This window comes from Methanoculleus sp. UBA303 (assembly GCA_002501655.1).
GTDB lineage: Archaea > Halobacteriota > Methanomicrobia > Methanomicrobiales > Methanoculleaceae > Methanoculleus.
In genome coordinates this window covers 65860-79799 of record DANY01000043.1, presented here as the reverse complement: position 1 = coordinate 79799, position 13940 = coordinate 65860, and the positions used below count along the sequence as shown (strand labels likewise).

Sequence of the window (13940 nt, the reverse complement as noted above, 5' to 3'; positions counted from 1 at the left end):
TATGGGATGAGGGGGCAGGGGGATCGCCGGACGAAGGGGCTCCGCTCCCATCCCCCAGCTTGCGCAGGGGGTCTTCCCGCTCTGCCCCTTCAACCCCGCAGAGATAAATGAGTTCTCTCACGATTCTTTACACGTCGGGTCGTTTCGAGCTGTTTTGTCCCCGGAGCCCACCCGCAATCGGTTGAGGAAGAGGAGCCGGTGCCCGGGCACGGTCTCTCTCATATATTGCTGCCCGAATGCTATGAGAGGCCGGGGGGACTACACTCCCGCTCCCCTCCGGGGCGTGGTCACCGGATGTCCATTCGCATGAACCTCGTATACGCGATAGCGAAGAAGACGACGGGGTAGATGGTCAGGGCCGCAATACTCGACCAGATCTTGCCGAGGGTATCTTCCAGGGTCGTCCCCGGGGATCTGGATATCCCGTTGATGAGGGTGTTGACGGCTATCTGCGGGGAGAGGAGGTTGACAGCGCTCTCGATCACCTTCATCTGCTCGGCGTATGCTGTGATCTCCGCCTGGTAGCCTTCCGATGAGGTATCCCCTCCATATGCCCCTGGATCGGGCTTCTCCATCATGAGGGCCATGCCTACCTGCGCGGTGGTGTAAGGGGCCAGGAACACGAGGAGAATGAAGACGACCAGCGCGAGGAGCAGTGCGTTGCCGCTCTTCCGACAGAGGGTGGAGAGGGCAAGCGCGATGGAGAAGAACGTCACGAGGAAGAGGAGGGTGACCCCGGCATAGGTCAGGATCATCCAGAGTTCACCCGGGGAGGGCACGAACGAGAAGACAAGGAGCAACGCGGTGGAAAGGAGGAGGGCGCTCCCGACAACGAGGACCAGCAGCGCAACGCCCCCGAGCGCCTTGCCGTTGATGATCTCGTCGCGGTAGACCGGTCGGGCGAGGAGGGTTTTGAGCGACAGGGACTCCTTCTCCTTTGAGACTAGGTCGAACCCGACGGCGATGGCAAGGAGGCCCCCGCTGGAGATCAGCATCCCGAACATCGAGGAGTAAATGTCCGCGACCGGCGGTGCGACAGGGGGCATCATTCGTTCCGGTCCGTCATCCGCCGTCTCCATTGCGATCAGATCTTCGGTATACCTCGTCAGGTCGCTCTGGTAATACTCAATCCCGGTGTATGTCCCCATCAGGGCAAGGCTCAGGAAGAGGGCGAGGATCACCAGGAACCGCCAGCCCGTGATCTGGTCGGTGAATTCTTTCCGCGCCACGATGAAGACCCGTTCCGCCGTCATGCGACCCCCCGGGAGATCGATATCCGGGCGGAATTCCTGCCCGCCGCAGGGGTTTTTGCACGCTGATGTGCCTGCATCTGCACCCGCCCCGTTGCCGTCGATTTTGTTGTCATACCGTCACCCTCCATTATCGTGCAGAACCGCACCTGTTCTGCCTATCAACACTGTCAGTTCTTTCCGGGCCCGAAAACGCCGTCCGGGCATTCTCATCCAGAGACTCGGTTATAACTCTATTTACCTTTTCTCTCACATCTCTCTACACGTCCGCCGCCCGGGGTCGCGGGTATCCAGCCCGTTTCCCTCCCCTCCGGAGCGGGCCTCCCGAAAAGATGCGCCCGTTACCGTCCGGGCGCCATCGAGAAGCCGGAACACAGGGTCCCGCGTCGTGTCAGCGGTCGAAGACCACCGGGAGGTTCAGCCGCTTCTCACGGATGGTCGATGTGACCTCGAACCGACCCTCTCCGGGTTCAAACGGGGAGCAATCTACGCTCAGCGTTTCAGAGCAGATTCCCCCAAACTCCCGGGTGGTGCTGTGCGGCACCCCTACGGGGTCCCAGACCGTCAGGGTAAAGACAGCCGTCCTGGTCCCGCCGAGTTCATTTCCCCAGTCGTTTTCGCATATGACAAGGAAGACGCTTCTTCCCATCCCTGTCTCGAACGAGGGGGTCGCGTTTGAGAGCGTTGCGTTGCTTCCGAAATCGGCCCAGGCTCTGCCGAGGAGATAGACGCCGTGGGAGTCGTTATCCTGGAAGACGATCTTGCCCCCGGCGGTGGTGGTGTTCACGACGACGTCCTCCGCGGCATACGATACGAGCCCGTACCCGAGGAGGGTGACAAGGCCCAGCACCAAGACGATGCTGCACAATACTTTTCCGTTCAACTGGATCACCGTTTCAAAAATAAGTGCATCGGGGATGCACTCTCCTCAGATGTAGTCGAGGTAATCGGTCCCTATGTCCGATGCTTTTTCCGTATCGAACCAGTCGTGCGTCTCGCACCAGAGTTCGTAATAGCCCTCACCGGTGCCCTGTGAATCGAAGCTCACTTCAATTGTCCCGCTGGTCGCGTAATCTACCTTTGTTTGGTTTGTGTGCGCCATACTCCGGGTGTCATATACCGTCAGGCGGTAGATCGCTCCCTGGCCGTCGAGAGGTTCGTCGTTGGAGTGGTAGTACTTCGCCTTGAAGGTGTTGTACCCGGCCGGGATGGTTATGCGGCCATTTGTTATCACGCGTGCCGTATCGGCGTCGCCGTCTGTATACATGGTTCCCAGTTCTCTTACGACCAGAATCCCGATGTCGCCGGTATCCTCGGTTCCGACTTCAATATTCTCCTGACTCCCGGTCTGGGCTGCGGCGACCGCACCGACGGATGCCAGTACAACCAGTGCCAGCACTGCCCAGACCGCGATAGATCCGTTTCTTATTTTCATCTTCTGTTTCCTCCATTGCCACGGCGCCGGAGGGGAGAAAACGTACCTATAAGAAGAGGTAATAACAACCTTCTTCTCGCCCTCCGGGCATGCGGGGCGCATCATCCTGTCGTGAACCGCGGATGTGTGGCCCCGCGACTTATGCGAATGCTCAATTCCGGCACCCGCACTGCTACCTCAGCGTAGGAGTATTTACCTTTTCTCTCAAACCTCTCTACACGTCCGCAGCCGTCTTTCTGAAAGTGAACGACGGGGTCCGTCCTGTGCAGCGGGGGAACCCCGGGACCCATCGTCCGGTCACCGGATGTCCATCCGCAAGAACCTCGTGTATGCGATGGCGAAGAAGACGATAGGGTAGACGGTCAGCGCCACCACACTCGACCATATCTTGCCGAGCGTATCTTCAAACGTCGCTCCTGATGATGGGGAGTTGCGCATCTCCTGGATCAGGTTGTCGGCCGCCATTCCGGGGGAGAGGAGGTTTCTGAAGCTTGCGATCAAATTTAGCTGTTCGTAGTACGCCGTGATCTCCGTCTGGTAGCCTTCCGACCCGGTATCCCCTCCGTATGCGGCGCGGTCGGGCTTCTCCATCATGAGTGCCGTGCCGATATTCGCGGTGGTATAGGGGATCACGGACGAGAGGAGGATGAAGACGACCACCGCGAGGAGCAGGGCGCTGCCGCTCTCCCGGCAGAGGGTGGAGAAGGCAAGCGCGATGGAGAAGAACGTCACGAGGAGAAGGAGGGTGATACCTGCATAGGTCAGGATCATCCATAGATCATCGGGGGAGGGCACGAACGAGAAGACAAGGAGCAGCGCGGTGGAGATGAGGAGCACCCCCCCGACGACGAGGACGAGCAGCGCGACGCCCCCGAGCGCTTTGCCGTTGATGATCTCGTCACGGTAGACCGGGTGGGAGAGCAGGCTTTTGAGCGATCGGGACTCCTTCTCCCCGGAGACCAGGTCGAACCCGACGGCGATGGCGAGGAGCCCCCCGTAGGAGATCAGCACGAGGAACATCGAGCAGTAAACGTTCTCGACCGGCGGTTTCCAAGGCATCACCATTCGCCCCGGTTCATCGAACCGGTCGTCCATCGTCGCCAGTTTCTGGGAATACCTGTCCAGTTCTCTCTCGTAGCTCACGACCCCGCTATACGTCCCCGCCAGTGCGATGGCGAGGAACAGGGCGAGAATCACCAGGAATCGCCAGCCTGTGACCTGGTCGGCGAATTCTTTTTTGGCCACGATGAAGACCCGTTCCGCTGTCATGTGCCCCCGGGGAATCCGGCGTGCCTGCGCCTTCCCTGTTACCGTCGATTCCGTTACCATCCCTTTATCCTCGCAAGACCCCCGCCCAGAGCACCGCCGGTGCTTTTCGGGCCCGGAAAAGCCGGCCGGTCATTGTCATCCAGAGACTGGGCTGTAACTCTATTTACCTTTTCTCTCGAATCCCTCTACACGTCGGCGCCCCGGGAGGTGCCGGTACCCGGGGTCGTAAGTATCCGGTTCGTCTCCCGCTGTTCGGCGCGGGCTCTGTTCCCGACCTACAGCGGCTGTTTTCGGTCGGAAGTTCTCTCCGGAAGGCCCGATGAGGAGGCGCGTCACATAAAAGGTATATGGAAGAACGTTGAACTCTCCGGCATGGATACCGGCCGCCGGGTCACGGATCGACCGGGTGAAACTCTTTGATGGTCATGCTCTGCAACTACCTCTCGTACCTCTGGAAATTGATGCTCATCCTTGCTACGGTTCTACTCGGGGTCAATTTCTACCGGGATTACATCCTCGACATCCGCGCCGATTCCCTTATCTGGTGGCTGTTTTTTGCCCTGCTTTTCGGCAGCATCACCGTGCGGTTCGTGGATGAGCGGTACTGCAAGAAACAGCCGATCTGATCTTGGTGCCGCGATGAAACTCTACAGTCGACCCGGAGCGACCTAAATCATGAGACCGATCCTTGCCGTTATCGTGGGGATAACAATCATATATGCCGGGATGCACTTCTTCGTCTTACCGGAGGCCCCGGACGTTACCCGTATCGAGAACATCACCCGTCTCGAATCCCCGGCATTTCATCCGGCCGTTCTGAACCTCTGGGAGATCGCCGTCGAGGAGACCGGTGTCGAGAACGAGTCGGCGACACTGCTGCGACTGGAGACCAACATCGCCGGGGACGGCGCGGTCCGGGTGATATGGCTCTACTTCTACGGGGAGGAAGGCGGCGAGCAGCACGCGTACGAGGCGTATGTGGGACCGGGCGGAACCGTATCCGCCAAATCGCAAAAACTTGAGTTTCCTGTGCAGGGGGTGCACCCCCTCGCCCTCTTACGGGAGGTCGACGAGATCGTTCTGGAGGATATCCCCTTCCGGGACCGGGGTATGACGTTTCTTTTGAGCGCGAACGCGTACGGGGATCACTACAACGAGACCCGGGGGAGGCTCTACGAAGTCTCGGGCGGGGTATTTCGCCCGGTGAAGGAGGTGGCGTTCGGCCCGGACGCGTACTGGTACACCATCACGCTCACCCCACACCGGGACACGGAGCCCCCGGCGTCCGGGGCAGAACTCCCCGACTGCATGATTGTATTCACGCGGCAGGATATCGCGGCGGCCGACTCCGTGGTCTACGGGTAGTGTAGGTGGGCGTCCAGAACCGGCAGATCCTCGACTCGCTCATCGTCTCCAACTCAAACATCTCTGGATTGTTCAACTCGCCCCCGGGTGACAAAGACCTAGCCGGTTGCGTCCACGCCCCAGTTCGCCCGAGATACAAAATCCTGCTCGGGAAAGTAGCGCACCATCCTCCCGTCCTTCTCGCTCCGTACGGCACCATCCCGGACGAGCAGCGCCATATGCCAGGTCACCGATGCACCGGTGATGCCGAGCGCAGATGCGACTTCTTTCCGTGTCATTCCCGGGTCCTGCACGAGGAGACCGAGAATCTGCTTTCGGGTCCAGTTGATGGGGTAGCCCTCTCCCTCACGGGCCGCCTTACTGCTTGCGTAATATCGTAGCAGCCCGTGGTTGTGCTCCGATAGTATCTGCCCCGTCTCGCAGAGGGTTTCAAGGTGGTACCGGAGCGTTCCGACGTTAACCCCCAGCCTGCGGGAGAGGGAAGCGTGGTTGATCCCGGGGTTGTCCCGGATGCAGAGATACGCCGCACGGCGGGTGTCGTGTTCGAGAACATTCTTTCTGGAGATCCACCTCTGGCCGAGAATGAGCCATACGGTTACTGATATGAGGAACTGGATCGGGAGGAAGAGCAGGGGAGCGGTCATGAAGACGAAGTCGAGCAGGACCAGTTTGAGCGGCACATTCCAGATGTACTCAGGGACCGGATCGTCCGGTATCGTCTCCGGAAACTCCCATTCGCTTGGTTCTGTGCCAGCAGCGCTCCCCGGGGTGATGAGCAGCAGGAGGACGAGGAAGGGCAGCCCGAGCCTTGCGAGAGGGAGTCGGTTCAGCATGAGGAGGATCATGCTGCAGGAAATATAAATAGGATGCGGTTTATTCTGCCGCAGCCTCAAAGGAATAATCCTGCGTATCCCGGACTTCTTCCCCGTAAACCTGGAACCGCCACGTTCCGCCCGTCGGTGAGGAAATTGACGTGCGAATCTGTGCGTTCTTGTAACCGTCGAGATCGATGTCGTGGTAGTAGGCGTACGTGCTTCCGCTCGGCGAGATGATCTTCAGCGTCAACGATTGCTGGGGAATGAACCAGTCCAAGTTCACAAACAGCGTTGAGCTCCCGGAAGGCACATATGCACTGTGGTAATTCGTCTCTCCTTGCTGTATAAAATAGAAAGCACAAATACCGGCGTCGTTTTCCAGGGTACCCTCTTGTGGAGCGGTGTTTATACCACATTCGCTGCTCCCGGCAAAAACCGGCGGCACAATCAGGACCAGTGCAAGCACCAGTGCAAAGATGCGGTTGTATGTCATCATACCACAGGAGAACTTCTCAAATACCTTCACTTAAGTTTTCTGTCGATCCTCTCTACACATTCTCCAGTCAGAGATTGGTTGACTGTCCGATATGTGCCGGAGCAGGGCGGCCTGGACTGTGTGATGGCAGAGAGAGCCTGTCACGCAGGGTGGGCGCTGGTGTTGGGCCCTCCTGCAAAATAGGTGGCTGTGACAGGGACACGATTATCCGGTATCGATTTTTCCTTTGCCGCGTGGGTTTATTATCGGTCGGCGCAGTGTGAGTTTCCGGTCGATTGCGGGATGTTTTCGGGAGCAAAATGGATCGAACGGCCTCGACGTGTAGAGAGGTTCGACAGAAATCATTTATAGGGGGACGTTGATTTCTCAGCTGTGGGTACCGGAGCCGGTATCCCGAAGCGCGGGGGTCCACCCGGCCAGTAGCGAATCGGATGGGTGAACGTCCCGCATGCCCGGAGACAAATGATGTACGTGTTTTGTGTACTTAAACGTGTGCTTCTTCTGCTTCCAGGGAACAAAAACGGAGGTACAATTGTATGAAAAGGATATTGCCAGTATTGCTGGTGCTTCTGCTGATAGTCTCGGCACTGCTGCCCGTCACAGGTGCAGCTACAACAACTGTGGGATCACATCAGAATACAGAGTTTTCACCGGCATGTGACCGCACGGTAAGTGTACAAACGGCTTCGTCCATTGCTTCGTTGAAGATCAATGAGATAGCAGGAAATATCCCGGGCTTCGAGAATTGGCAAAAAGGGGATGTTGAATTCTCTACGACATATTATGATCTTGAAGGGGCTCCATCGGCGTATTCCTTTGATATTCTTGTCAACGGACAACGTTTTGGATATATTCTTATTTCAGCAACCCGGAATAATTATCCTATTCTTGAGTTCTCTAAAGGGTTTACTCCCGATAAGTATCCAGCTCTCATGATGTGTTCGAGTGATCTTGCAAATAGCTTCGCTGAAAAACTCGAATTAAAACCGGGTGATGCAAAATTACTGTACTTGGGTGCAACTTTCTACTATGCGGAGTTCCCGCTAACTGATTGTGAAGGGATAAAACAAGACTCTGTCATCATCGATCTCACAACACCCTCGGTCATTGATGAATTTCCTACAAAAATCCCGGTAACAGACGAGTTCATGCGGCAGCAACAAACGAAACAAAATGAGATAAAGGCACTTTGGGATGCTCTGGATGATCAGATGAGAGCTTCTGGCCCGACAACCGTTGCGGAATCTGCTACCGGAACGTCTGGATATGTCAATGGTGTCCCAACATACTTGTGGCAACGAGGATGTTCTCCAACGGCTTCCGCCATGGTGCTGGGCTATTGGGATAGTCATGGATATCCGAATTTCCCAGAAGAAGCTCCATTAATTCAGGAACTTGCCATAGCAATGGGAACTACCACGGAGGGATCAACGTGGCCCTGGGATATTGATGACAGCATTGATGAAGTGTGCGCAAATCATGGATACTCCTCAATGGATTCAAGTGATGATGCCTGGATGACGTTTGATGAAGTCAAAAGCGAGGTGGATGCACAGAGGCCTTTTGTTCTCAGCATGTGGAGCGGTGGCACACCTGTTGGGGGAGACAGACCCTATGGCGATCACAGCGTTGCCGCTGCCGGCTATCATGACTATACGGAGGACTGGGTGTCCGTACACGATACGTGGGATACTCAGATCCATAATATAGTCTATGGCAACTGGTGGGGTGCCATGGCAACCTGGGTGAGGCCCTGACCTCTCCCCTTCACTGTGGAGGATCCAGATGACATTCCTGAAAACCGACCGGGTGGGTGGGGTTGTAATCGTTCTCCTCCTGATCACCACCGGTGTTTTTGGTACCCTCCTCCTTCTGGATCTCCTCGCCATCGGTCCCGGATATCCTCCCCCCGAAGCCCTGCAGAAATGGTACATCCCCCAGCCCCGGTACGAGTATGCGGAAAACGGTTCTATGATCGTGAATCGAACCATTAATGGAGATATCGTCCTGCTCGGCGATATCGAAGAGGGGTGTCCGTCCCTGTTCCCAGTTTTCTCCCGGCATTGTAACTATGCAATGTATGCTGACACCGGATCGGATGACCGTTATCTGGTCGTCAACTGGTACTTCGACGATAACGCAGATCTTTTGCAGGCGGAGATGGACCTCTGCAGCCGCCTCCGGGCAGCCGGGAACGTCTCTTTCTCTGAGTTGATCCTCTCCAAAGAGCCTGATCCATCACAGAGCGGATCGATCTTTGATCCCGTTGCCATAACGAGATTCGAGAGCGAAACGTCATCCGGCTATTTCACCGTTGTTGAAAAGCCATTATCCCCGGAGCACGACGATTACTTCATCGCCTACTTCGGAGTGGTCGGATCGGCCCCTCTTTCCGATCACACGGCTGCCTTGGAGGATCTTATGCTCCGAAGTTACTCATTTAACGGAGCAAGGCCGCTCGCATTTTGTTGAGGGGACGACCCCGGGCAAACGGGGTCTCAGCTCACCATCCTGGGTCGGCTAATCCGCCGAGACGACCGATCGTTTCGAAACCGACCCGGTGGTGAGCGTCTGAGGCGTCACCTGAACGCGGTGCCTCTTACCCGGGGGTCGGGGTAGGGATTGGGCTCCGGTCCCCCCTCCGGCTGCGTTTTTCGGTGTTCGGCTCAGCATTGTTTTCGTGCTGCAATCGCTTTCAAGTGAAGAAGCGAGCCCGTAAATCCTACGTATAAACGTGTGTCCACCCCGGTGGGAGGAGTAAACTGCCGAACGATTGCTATGATCGGAACGGTGCCCTCGGTACCGCATTTTTCCCTACCGCGCGAAGTTTTAATCTCCACTGCAACATGGGTTTCCATCCGGTTGCGGCGTTCTTCCGGGAGCAAAACGGATCGAACTGCCTCAACGTGTAGAGAGGATCGACAGAAATCGTTTATAGGGGAACGTTGATTTCTCACATGTGGGTACCAGGACCGGTATCCCGAAGCGCGGGGGGTCCACCCGGCCAGTAGCGAGTCGGATGGGTGAACGTCCCGCATGCCCGGAGGCAAAGGGATGTACGGATTCTCCGTACTTGAAGATATGCCTCTCCTGCCTCCGGGGAAAGAAACTGGAGGAAAAAACACATGAACAAAAAAATTAGGCCACGGACATTCTCTGTGCTCCTGGCGGTGATGCTGGTGAGCATGGTTGCAGTATCTGCGGTGAGTGCTCAGGACGTAACAGGAACCCCTACCGCGGGCAGCGGCGAGCCGGCCCTGGTCATCGGTGATTCTATGGATGTGCTGGTTGCGGGTGCTACATCGGTGTCCGATATGCGGGCATCCGGGGTCCCGGAGCCGGAAGAACTGAATGTCCCGAAGGGCGTTACTCGGTACGACCTCGTGACGTTCGATCACGTTGCACTGAGCAAGCAGGTGCAGAGTGTACTTCCGCTCCGGATCCATGGCAAGGAGTACCAGGCCGAACTACACAGGATGGATTTCGAGCAGATCGACGACGGCATCGACTCGTACGATGGTGCGATCGTCGGCGTCGGTGGGAGCGATGTCCTCCTGACGACCGGGGAAAATGCCCTCGTCGGGAGCGTGACGCTCGGTAACGAGACGTTCTGGATAACCCCGGTCGAGTCGCGAGCGCGCGCAGAGAAAGAAGCGTCACCCCTTCATGTTATCTACAGTTCTCGGGACATTGAAAATCCGGAAAAGTCGGTTATTATCGACTACGGGACGCTCATACCACCGGAAGGATACACTCCGACCGAAGTTCCCGAGAATCTGGAGTCTTCCGCGATAGAACTCCAAGACCAGTATGCCACGGTCAATCTGCTGGTGGTTACCGATAACCAGTTCTACCAAGATCAGGACAACTGGAAAACAATCGCTCAGGATATCGTAGCCGAAGCGAACCGGCAGTTTGACCGGGACGATATCCTGGTGTCGCTCTGTGTAATGGCGTATACTGATTCCAGGCGGGTTCAACTCTCAAACCATTCTAACATCACGAACAACCCCGTTGTTGCGGTCCAAGCGGTCTATCCGGATAGCGACCTTGATCTCTGGGCCTCGGATCTTGCACTGTATGTTGGCGGTTACGATGCAGATGGTTCTGCACAGGGGGCTACTTACGGCTACTACCCATATCATCATCGGCATGCCTGGGCTCAGATGGTCCCTGACGACATCTGGTACCTGGGTACCACACACGGCCGCAGGTGCGTGAGCATCCATGAACTGGGGCACCTCTTTGATACAGGCCATCAGGATCTGGATCAAAACCGGACGATCCCGTCTTACCGTAGGGCCTACCAGTGGTATCAACCGTTTTCTCCTCCCCTCAACCTCAAGAATACCGTGACATACAGTTACTTCAATGAGTTGATGAGTACCACTGAATTTTCATCGGACGACTACCACGGGGATGCCGATCACGACAACGCAAGGAGAATCCGGGAGACGAAATGGACGGTTGCGAACTATCACTCCTGATGGGAGCCGATGCGAGTCTCACCCCTACCACCTTTTTAAATTGTTACCGGGTGGTTTGGTGGTACAGAAACCCTGGGCAACATGCGTCAGAAAAGAAGAATGGGGGCCGCCGGAAGGATCTGGGGCGTTCTCCTTCTGGCAGGATCGGACGAAAGGGATAAAGGAGGTCACATGAAATCGAAACATGACAGACGTTTGGTTATCGTGGGGGTTCTGGCGTTCATCGGCGTCATCCTCCTCGTCGCGACGGTTGTGCTCACGTGCACCGCCCTCTTCACCTGGCTCGAAGCAAGCGGTGGATCCCCGAGATTGGACGTCTGGGAGATCAGGGGCGAACTGCCGCCGGAAAATGCATCGATCATCCACCTGACCGAGAAAGACTTCGAGCAGCACCCGGCGCTCGACTCCGCAATCCGGGGCGACAACCGGGGTCCCGGTGCCTGGTATTCGGGAGACACACCGTACGGTGTCCTCGACGAGCGAACGATTGGGAGCGCTCCGGTGACATACCTGGAACGGGAAGTACTTATCGAGTCGTTTGGTCCCGATGTCGAGGCGAGAAACCAGCCGTACATCGAATACGAGGGTGCGTATTACTACTTTCTCATCCTGATCCCCTAAGATCGGGTCAAAACAGGTGCTATTGGAATGGAAAAAGATAAGAATCCGAAATCAAGGAACCGGCTCAAAACGGCAGGAATCGTTCTCGCCTGCGGTCTTGCCGGCGTCATCGCCGTCGTCCTCGGCTTCGTGCTCGCCGACGCCCTTATACTCTATGCCTACGAGAACTCGGGCGGGCAGCCGATGTTCTACGTCATGGAGAGGACGGAGCCGGGAGAAAGTATGATCGTCCCCCTGACCGAGAAGGACTTCGAACGGCACCCCGCACTCGCCGCAGTCATCCGGGGCGAGGAACGGAACCCGTCGGCGTGGGAGTGGGGCTACCGGGACCAGCGCGTCGTCGGAGGAACTAAAGTCTCGTACGCGGAGAGCAAGGCGCTCCACGACGCCTACGGTCCCCAAGGGGAGAGGGGGCTGTACCCGCTCATGGAGTACGAGGGTGCGTACTACGTGATCCTGACGACGTGGCCGTGAACGTCGACCAGACCCCTTTTGGTGAGAGGATGGACGAACAACGTAAGAAAATCCGGAAAACTATACTGAACCTGCTCATAGCGGTCGCCATCCTCGCCGTGGTGGTCTTCCTGCTTTTACTTGCTGTCGGGTTCGTCGAGACAACCATGCCGAACGACTCCTACATGATCGAGATCACCGGGCTCTCCGGTCTTGCCGTGAACGGCACCGCCACGATCATGATCCCGGTTCCGGCGAACGCGGAGGGCAAGCTGGTAATGTTCGAGTCGTCCAGCGTTCTCCAGCCCGCCGGGTGGCGGACGGCGATCCGGGAGACAGAGTACGGGAAGATGATCGCGTTCACGACGACGGAAGACTACGCGCAGGATATCTCCAGACCGACCGGCGAGTTCGAGACGAAAGAAGAACCCCGACTGCTCGTGCCGGTCCTCGCAACCCCGGACAACGCGAGCGTCACCGAGTTCACCCGGAGCTCGGGCGGGACCTACACCACCGTCATCTTTCTCGACGGCTTCGTCCCGTCGCCGGAGGATGCGGCCCCGATCTCGTTCGACCTCAGATACCGGGGCGGTGAGGGTATGAAACGTCTGATCAAAGAGAATACCTGGACGACGACGGTGAATACGGCTGTTCCGAGCACAGTGTCGGGATTCGTTCCGGTGCCGGCCGACTACTATGTCATTCCCGGGGGTATCATGCTGATATGATGGACGTCCCCGGGCGGACTCTCCTCCGTCGGGCCGTGGGAGTCGCCCCCTCTGGACTATGTACTCTTCCGGTCCTGCGGATGACGTTACGAGGTAAACCTCAGGAGATGAACGGAAGATGGTCCCCTCGATAATCTCCTTTTTAGGCAAAGTCATCGGCGTCTCACTTCTCGTGATCGCAATTGTTGCCATCGGCGGGAACATTCTCGTTCACTATCATCAGACTCAGATGGTATCGGGGCATTACTCGGGACATTACTCATACGTCGTTTCCATTACCGGATTGTCCGATTACCAGGGAGATCCGATCATAGATATCGTTGTTCCCATCCCTGCAATCGGGGGGTCACCGATCTTTTCTGAAGAGGATTTCCAGCAAATGACCTCTGATAACTGTACACCTATCCCCGCTATGACAGAGGATGGAGAGATGCTTGCATTGCGTTTGCACGGTACAGATCTAACAGATATCTCTGCCGCTAAATCAGGAGGTTTCTCAAAAGATATCCCGCTTGAGGAGGTACAGGAGAGCGTGTTTGTGCCGGCATCCTCACGGCTCTCTGAAGCGGGGAATACCTCGGACGACTTTCCATACATTATCATCCCGGATTCGCTCCACCCCATATCGAGTTGTCCAGAGCCGATCTCAGTAAGTATCAACTTCACCATATTCGGCAGCATAACCTCCGGTGAGCACAGGCCCGACTACCTTGTCTCGATTGTGGAACAGATCCCGCCGGGAAAGGCTGGAAAAATTCCTGTGGAACCTGTAATATACCGCCGGAACAGTTTGGGTGAGCCTTTTGAGCCTATAACTCCTGGAATATGATCAAAACTTGCGGGCTCTCCTTCCGGTCTTCCCGGCGTTTGCCCGGGGTGTGTGATGTCCGTAGCCGCTCTGTGGCTGCCTGCCTCCGTTGACCCTGGCTCGACCATGCAGTTGTGATGGTCCCGGATGACAGTGACGGGTCCGTGAAGACATTGTGGAAGGTGAGGTCGGATAGAGAGACACGGGCATAGT

General features: G+C 56.7%; 16 protein-coding genes. 9 read left to right on the top strand and 7 right to left on the bottom strand.

Annotated features, from left to right (window positions below; genetic code table 11):
• Positions 1-287: 287 nt before the first annotated feature.
• From BP846_RS11105 to BP846_RS11090, 4 genes are all read right to left on the bottom strand, one after another.
• Positions 288-1253: an ABC transporter permease subunit gene (locus BP846_RS11105; protein WP_292395380.1), complete on the bottom strand. Its 966-nt coding sequence runs from the start codon at positions 1251-1253 to the stop codon at positions 288-290.
• Between the two features lie 388 nt (positions 1254-1641).
• Positions 1642-2142: a hypothetical protein gene (locus BP846_RS11100; RefSeq protein WP_292395378.1), complete on the bottom strand. Its 501-nt coding sequence runs from the start codon at positions 2140-2142 to the stop codon at positions 1642-1644.
• A gap of 36 nt (positions 2143-2178) precedes the next feature.
• The gene (locus tag BP846_RS11095) at positions 2179-2685 is read right to left on the bottom strand and encodes a hypothetical protein (protein WP_292395376.1); all 507 of its coding nucleotides are present in this window, start codon (positions 2683-2685) and stop codon (positions 2179-2181) included.
• Positions 2686-2982: 297 nt separating this feature from the next.
• Positions 2983-4014, bottom strand: coding sequence for an ABC transporter permease subunit (locus tag BP846_RS11090; RefSeq protein ID WP_292395374.1), 1032 nt, complete (start codon positions 4012-4014; stop codon positions 2983-2985).
• Between the two features lie 359 nt (positions 4015-4373).
• Here BP846_RS11090 and BP846_RS11085 point away from each other — a divergent pair, with 359 nt between their 5' ends.
• Positions 4374-4580: a hypothetical protein gene (locus tag BP846_RS11085; protein ID WP_292395372.1), complete on the top strand. Its 207-nt coding sequence runs from the start codon at positions 4374-4376 to the stop codon at positions 4578-4580.
• Between the two features lie 49 nt (positions 4581-4629).
• Entirely contained in the window at positions 4630-5319 is a 690-nt protein-coding gene (locus BP846_RS11080) for a hypothetical protein (RefSeq protein WP_292395371.1), read from the top strand.
• Between the two features lie 98 nt (positions 5320-5417).
• Here the strand turns inward: BP846_RS11080 and BP846_RS11075 are convergent, their stop codons facing one another.
• Positions 5418-6152 (bottom strand): winged helix-turn-helix transcriptional regulator, encoded by a 735-nt coding sequence (locus tag BP846_RS11075; RefSeq protein WP_292395369.1) that lies wholly within the window; start codon positions 6150-6152, stop codon positions 5418-5420.
• Positions 6153-6192: 40 nt separating this feature from the next.
• Entirely contained in the window at positions 6193-6660 is a 468-nt protein-coding gene (locus tag BP846_RS11070; RefSeq protein WP_292395367.1) for a hypothetical protein, read from the bottom strand.
• 506 nt (positions 6661-7166) lie between these two features.
• On the opposite strand from BP846_RS11070, the gene BP846_RS11065 reads away from it, so the two are divergent.
• Positions 7167-8387, top strand: coding sequence for a C39 family peptidase (locus tag BP846_RS11065; protein ID WP_292395365.1), 1221 nt, complete (start codon positions 7167-7169; stop codon positions 8385-8387).
• 10 nt (positions 8388-8397) lie between these two features.
• Here the strand turns inward: BP846_RS11065 and BP846_RS11060 are convergent, their stop codons facing one another.
• On the bottom strand, positions 8398-8694 hold the full coding sequence (locus BP846_RS11060) for a hypothetical protein (protein WP_292395363.1): 297 nt from the start codon (positions 8692-8694) through the stop codon (positions 8398-8400).
• 12 nt (positions 8695-8706) lie between these two features.
• Between BP846_RS11060 and BP846_RS11055 the strand changes: the two genes are divergently transcribed.
• The 6 genes from BP846_RS11055 to BP846_RS11030 all read left to right on the top strand — a co-directional run bounded on the left by BP846_RS11055 (position 8707) and on the right by BP846_RS11030 (position 13748).
• On the top strand, positions 8707-9102 hold the full coding sequence (locus BP846_RS11055; protein ID WP_292395361.1) for a hypothetical protein: 396 nt from the start codon (positions 8707-8709) through the stop codon (positions 9100-9102).
• A 653-nt stretch (positions 9103-9755) separates the two neighbouring features.
• Positions 9756-11117: a hypothetical protein gene (locus BP846_RS11050; protein WP_292395359.1), complete on the top strand. Its 1362-nt coding sequence runs from the start codon at positions 9756-9758 to the stop codon at positions 11115-11117.
• Positions 11118-11288: 171 nt separating this feature from the next.
• The gene (locus BP846_RS11045; RefSeq protein ID WP_292395357.1) at positions 11289-11738 is read left to right on the top strand and encodes a hypothetical protein; all 450 of its coding nucleotides are present in this window, start codon (positions 11289-11291) and stop codon (positions 11736-11738) included.
• A 27-nt stretch (positions 11739-11765) separates the two neighbouring features.
• Entirely contained in the window at positions 11766-12212 is a 447-nt protein-coding gene (locus tag BP846_RS11040; RefSeq protein ID WP_292395355.1) for a hypothetical protein, read from the top strand.
• A gap of 29 nt (positions 12213-12241) precedes the next feature.
• Positions 12242-12919, top strand: coding sequence for a hypothetical protein (locus BP846_RS11035; RefSeq protein ID WP_292395353.1), 678 nt, complete (start codon positions 12242-12244; stop codon positions 12917-12919).
• Positions 12920-13037: 118 nt separating this feature from the next.
• Positions 13038-13748, top strand: coding sequence for a hypothetical protein (locus BP846_RS11030; RefSeq protein ID WP_292395351.1), 711 nt, complete (start codon positions 13038-13040; stop codon positions 13746-13748).
• The last annotated feature ends 192 nt before the right edge of the window (positions 13749-13940 follow it).

Excerpts from the sequence above, each read along its gene's own strand:
- BP846_RS11030 (WP_292395351.1), top strand. The coding sequence starts at position 13,038 with ATGGTCCCCTCGATAATCTCCTTTTTAGGCAAAGTCATCGGCGTCTCA.
- BP846_RS11080 (WP_292395371.1), top strand. The coding sequence starts at position 4,630 with ATGAGACCGATCCTTGCCGTTATCGTGGGGATAACAATCATATATGCC.
- BP846_RS11035 (WP_292395353.1), top strand. The coding sequence starts at position 12,242 with ATGGACGAACAACGTAAGAAAATCCGGAAAACTATACTGAACCTGCTC.
- BP846_RS11095 (WP_292395376.1), bottom strand. The coding sequence starts at position 2,685 with ATGAAAATAAGAAACGGATCTATCGCGGTCTGGGCAGTGCTGGCACTG.
- BP846_RS11075 (WP_292395369.1), bottom strand. The coding sequence starts at position 6,152 with ATGCTGAACCGACTCCCTCTCGCAAGGCTCGGGCTGCCCTTCCTCGTC.
- BP846_RS11065 (WP_292395365.1), top strand. The coding sequence starts at position 7,167 with ATGAAAAGGATATTGCCAGTATTGCTGGTGCTTCTGCTGATAGTCTCG.
- BP846_RS11090 (WP_292395374.1), bottom strand. The coding sequence starts at position 4,014 with ATGGTAACGGAATCGACGGTAACAGGGAAGGCGCAGGCACGCCGGATT.
- BP846_RS11040 (WP_292395355.1), top strand. The coding sequence starts at position 11,766 with ATGGAAAAAGATAAGAATCCGAAATCAAGGAACCGGCTCAAAACGGCA.
- BP846_RS11055 (WP_292395361.1), top strand. The coding sequence starts at position 8,707 with ATGTATGCTGACACCGGATCGGATGACCGTTATCTGGTCGTCAACTGG.
- BP846_RS11045 (WP_292395357.1), top strand. The coding sequence starts at position 11,289 with ATGAAATCGAAACATGACAGACGTTTGGTTATCGTGGGGGTTCTGGCG.
- BP846_RS11060 (WP_292395363.1), bottom strand. The coding sequence starts at position 8,694 with ATGCCGGGAGAAAACTGGGAACAGGGACGGACACCCCTCTTCGATATC.
- BP846_RS11085 (WP_292395372.1), top strand. The coding sequence starts at position 4,374 with ATGGTCATGCTCTGCAACTACCTCTCGTACCTCTGGAAATTGATGCTC.
- BP846_RS11105 (WP_292395380.1), bottom strand. The coding sequence starts at position 1,253 with ATGACGGCGGAACGGGTCTTCATCGTGGCGCGGAAAGAATTCACCGAC.
- BP846_RS11050 (WP_292395359.1), top strand. The coding sequence starts at position 9,756 with ATGAACAAAAAAATTAGGCCACGGACATTCTCTGTGCTCCTGGCGGTG.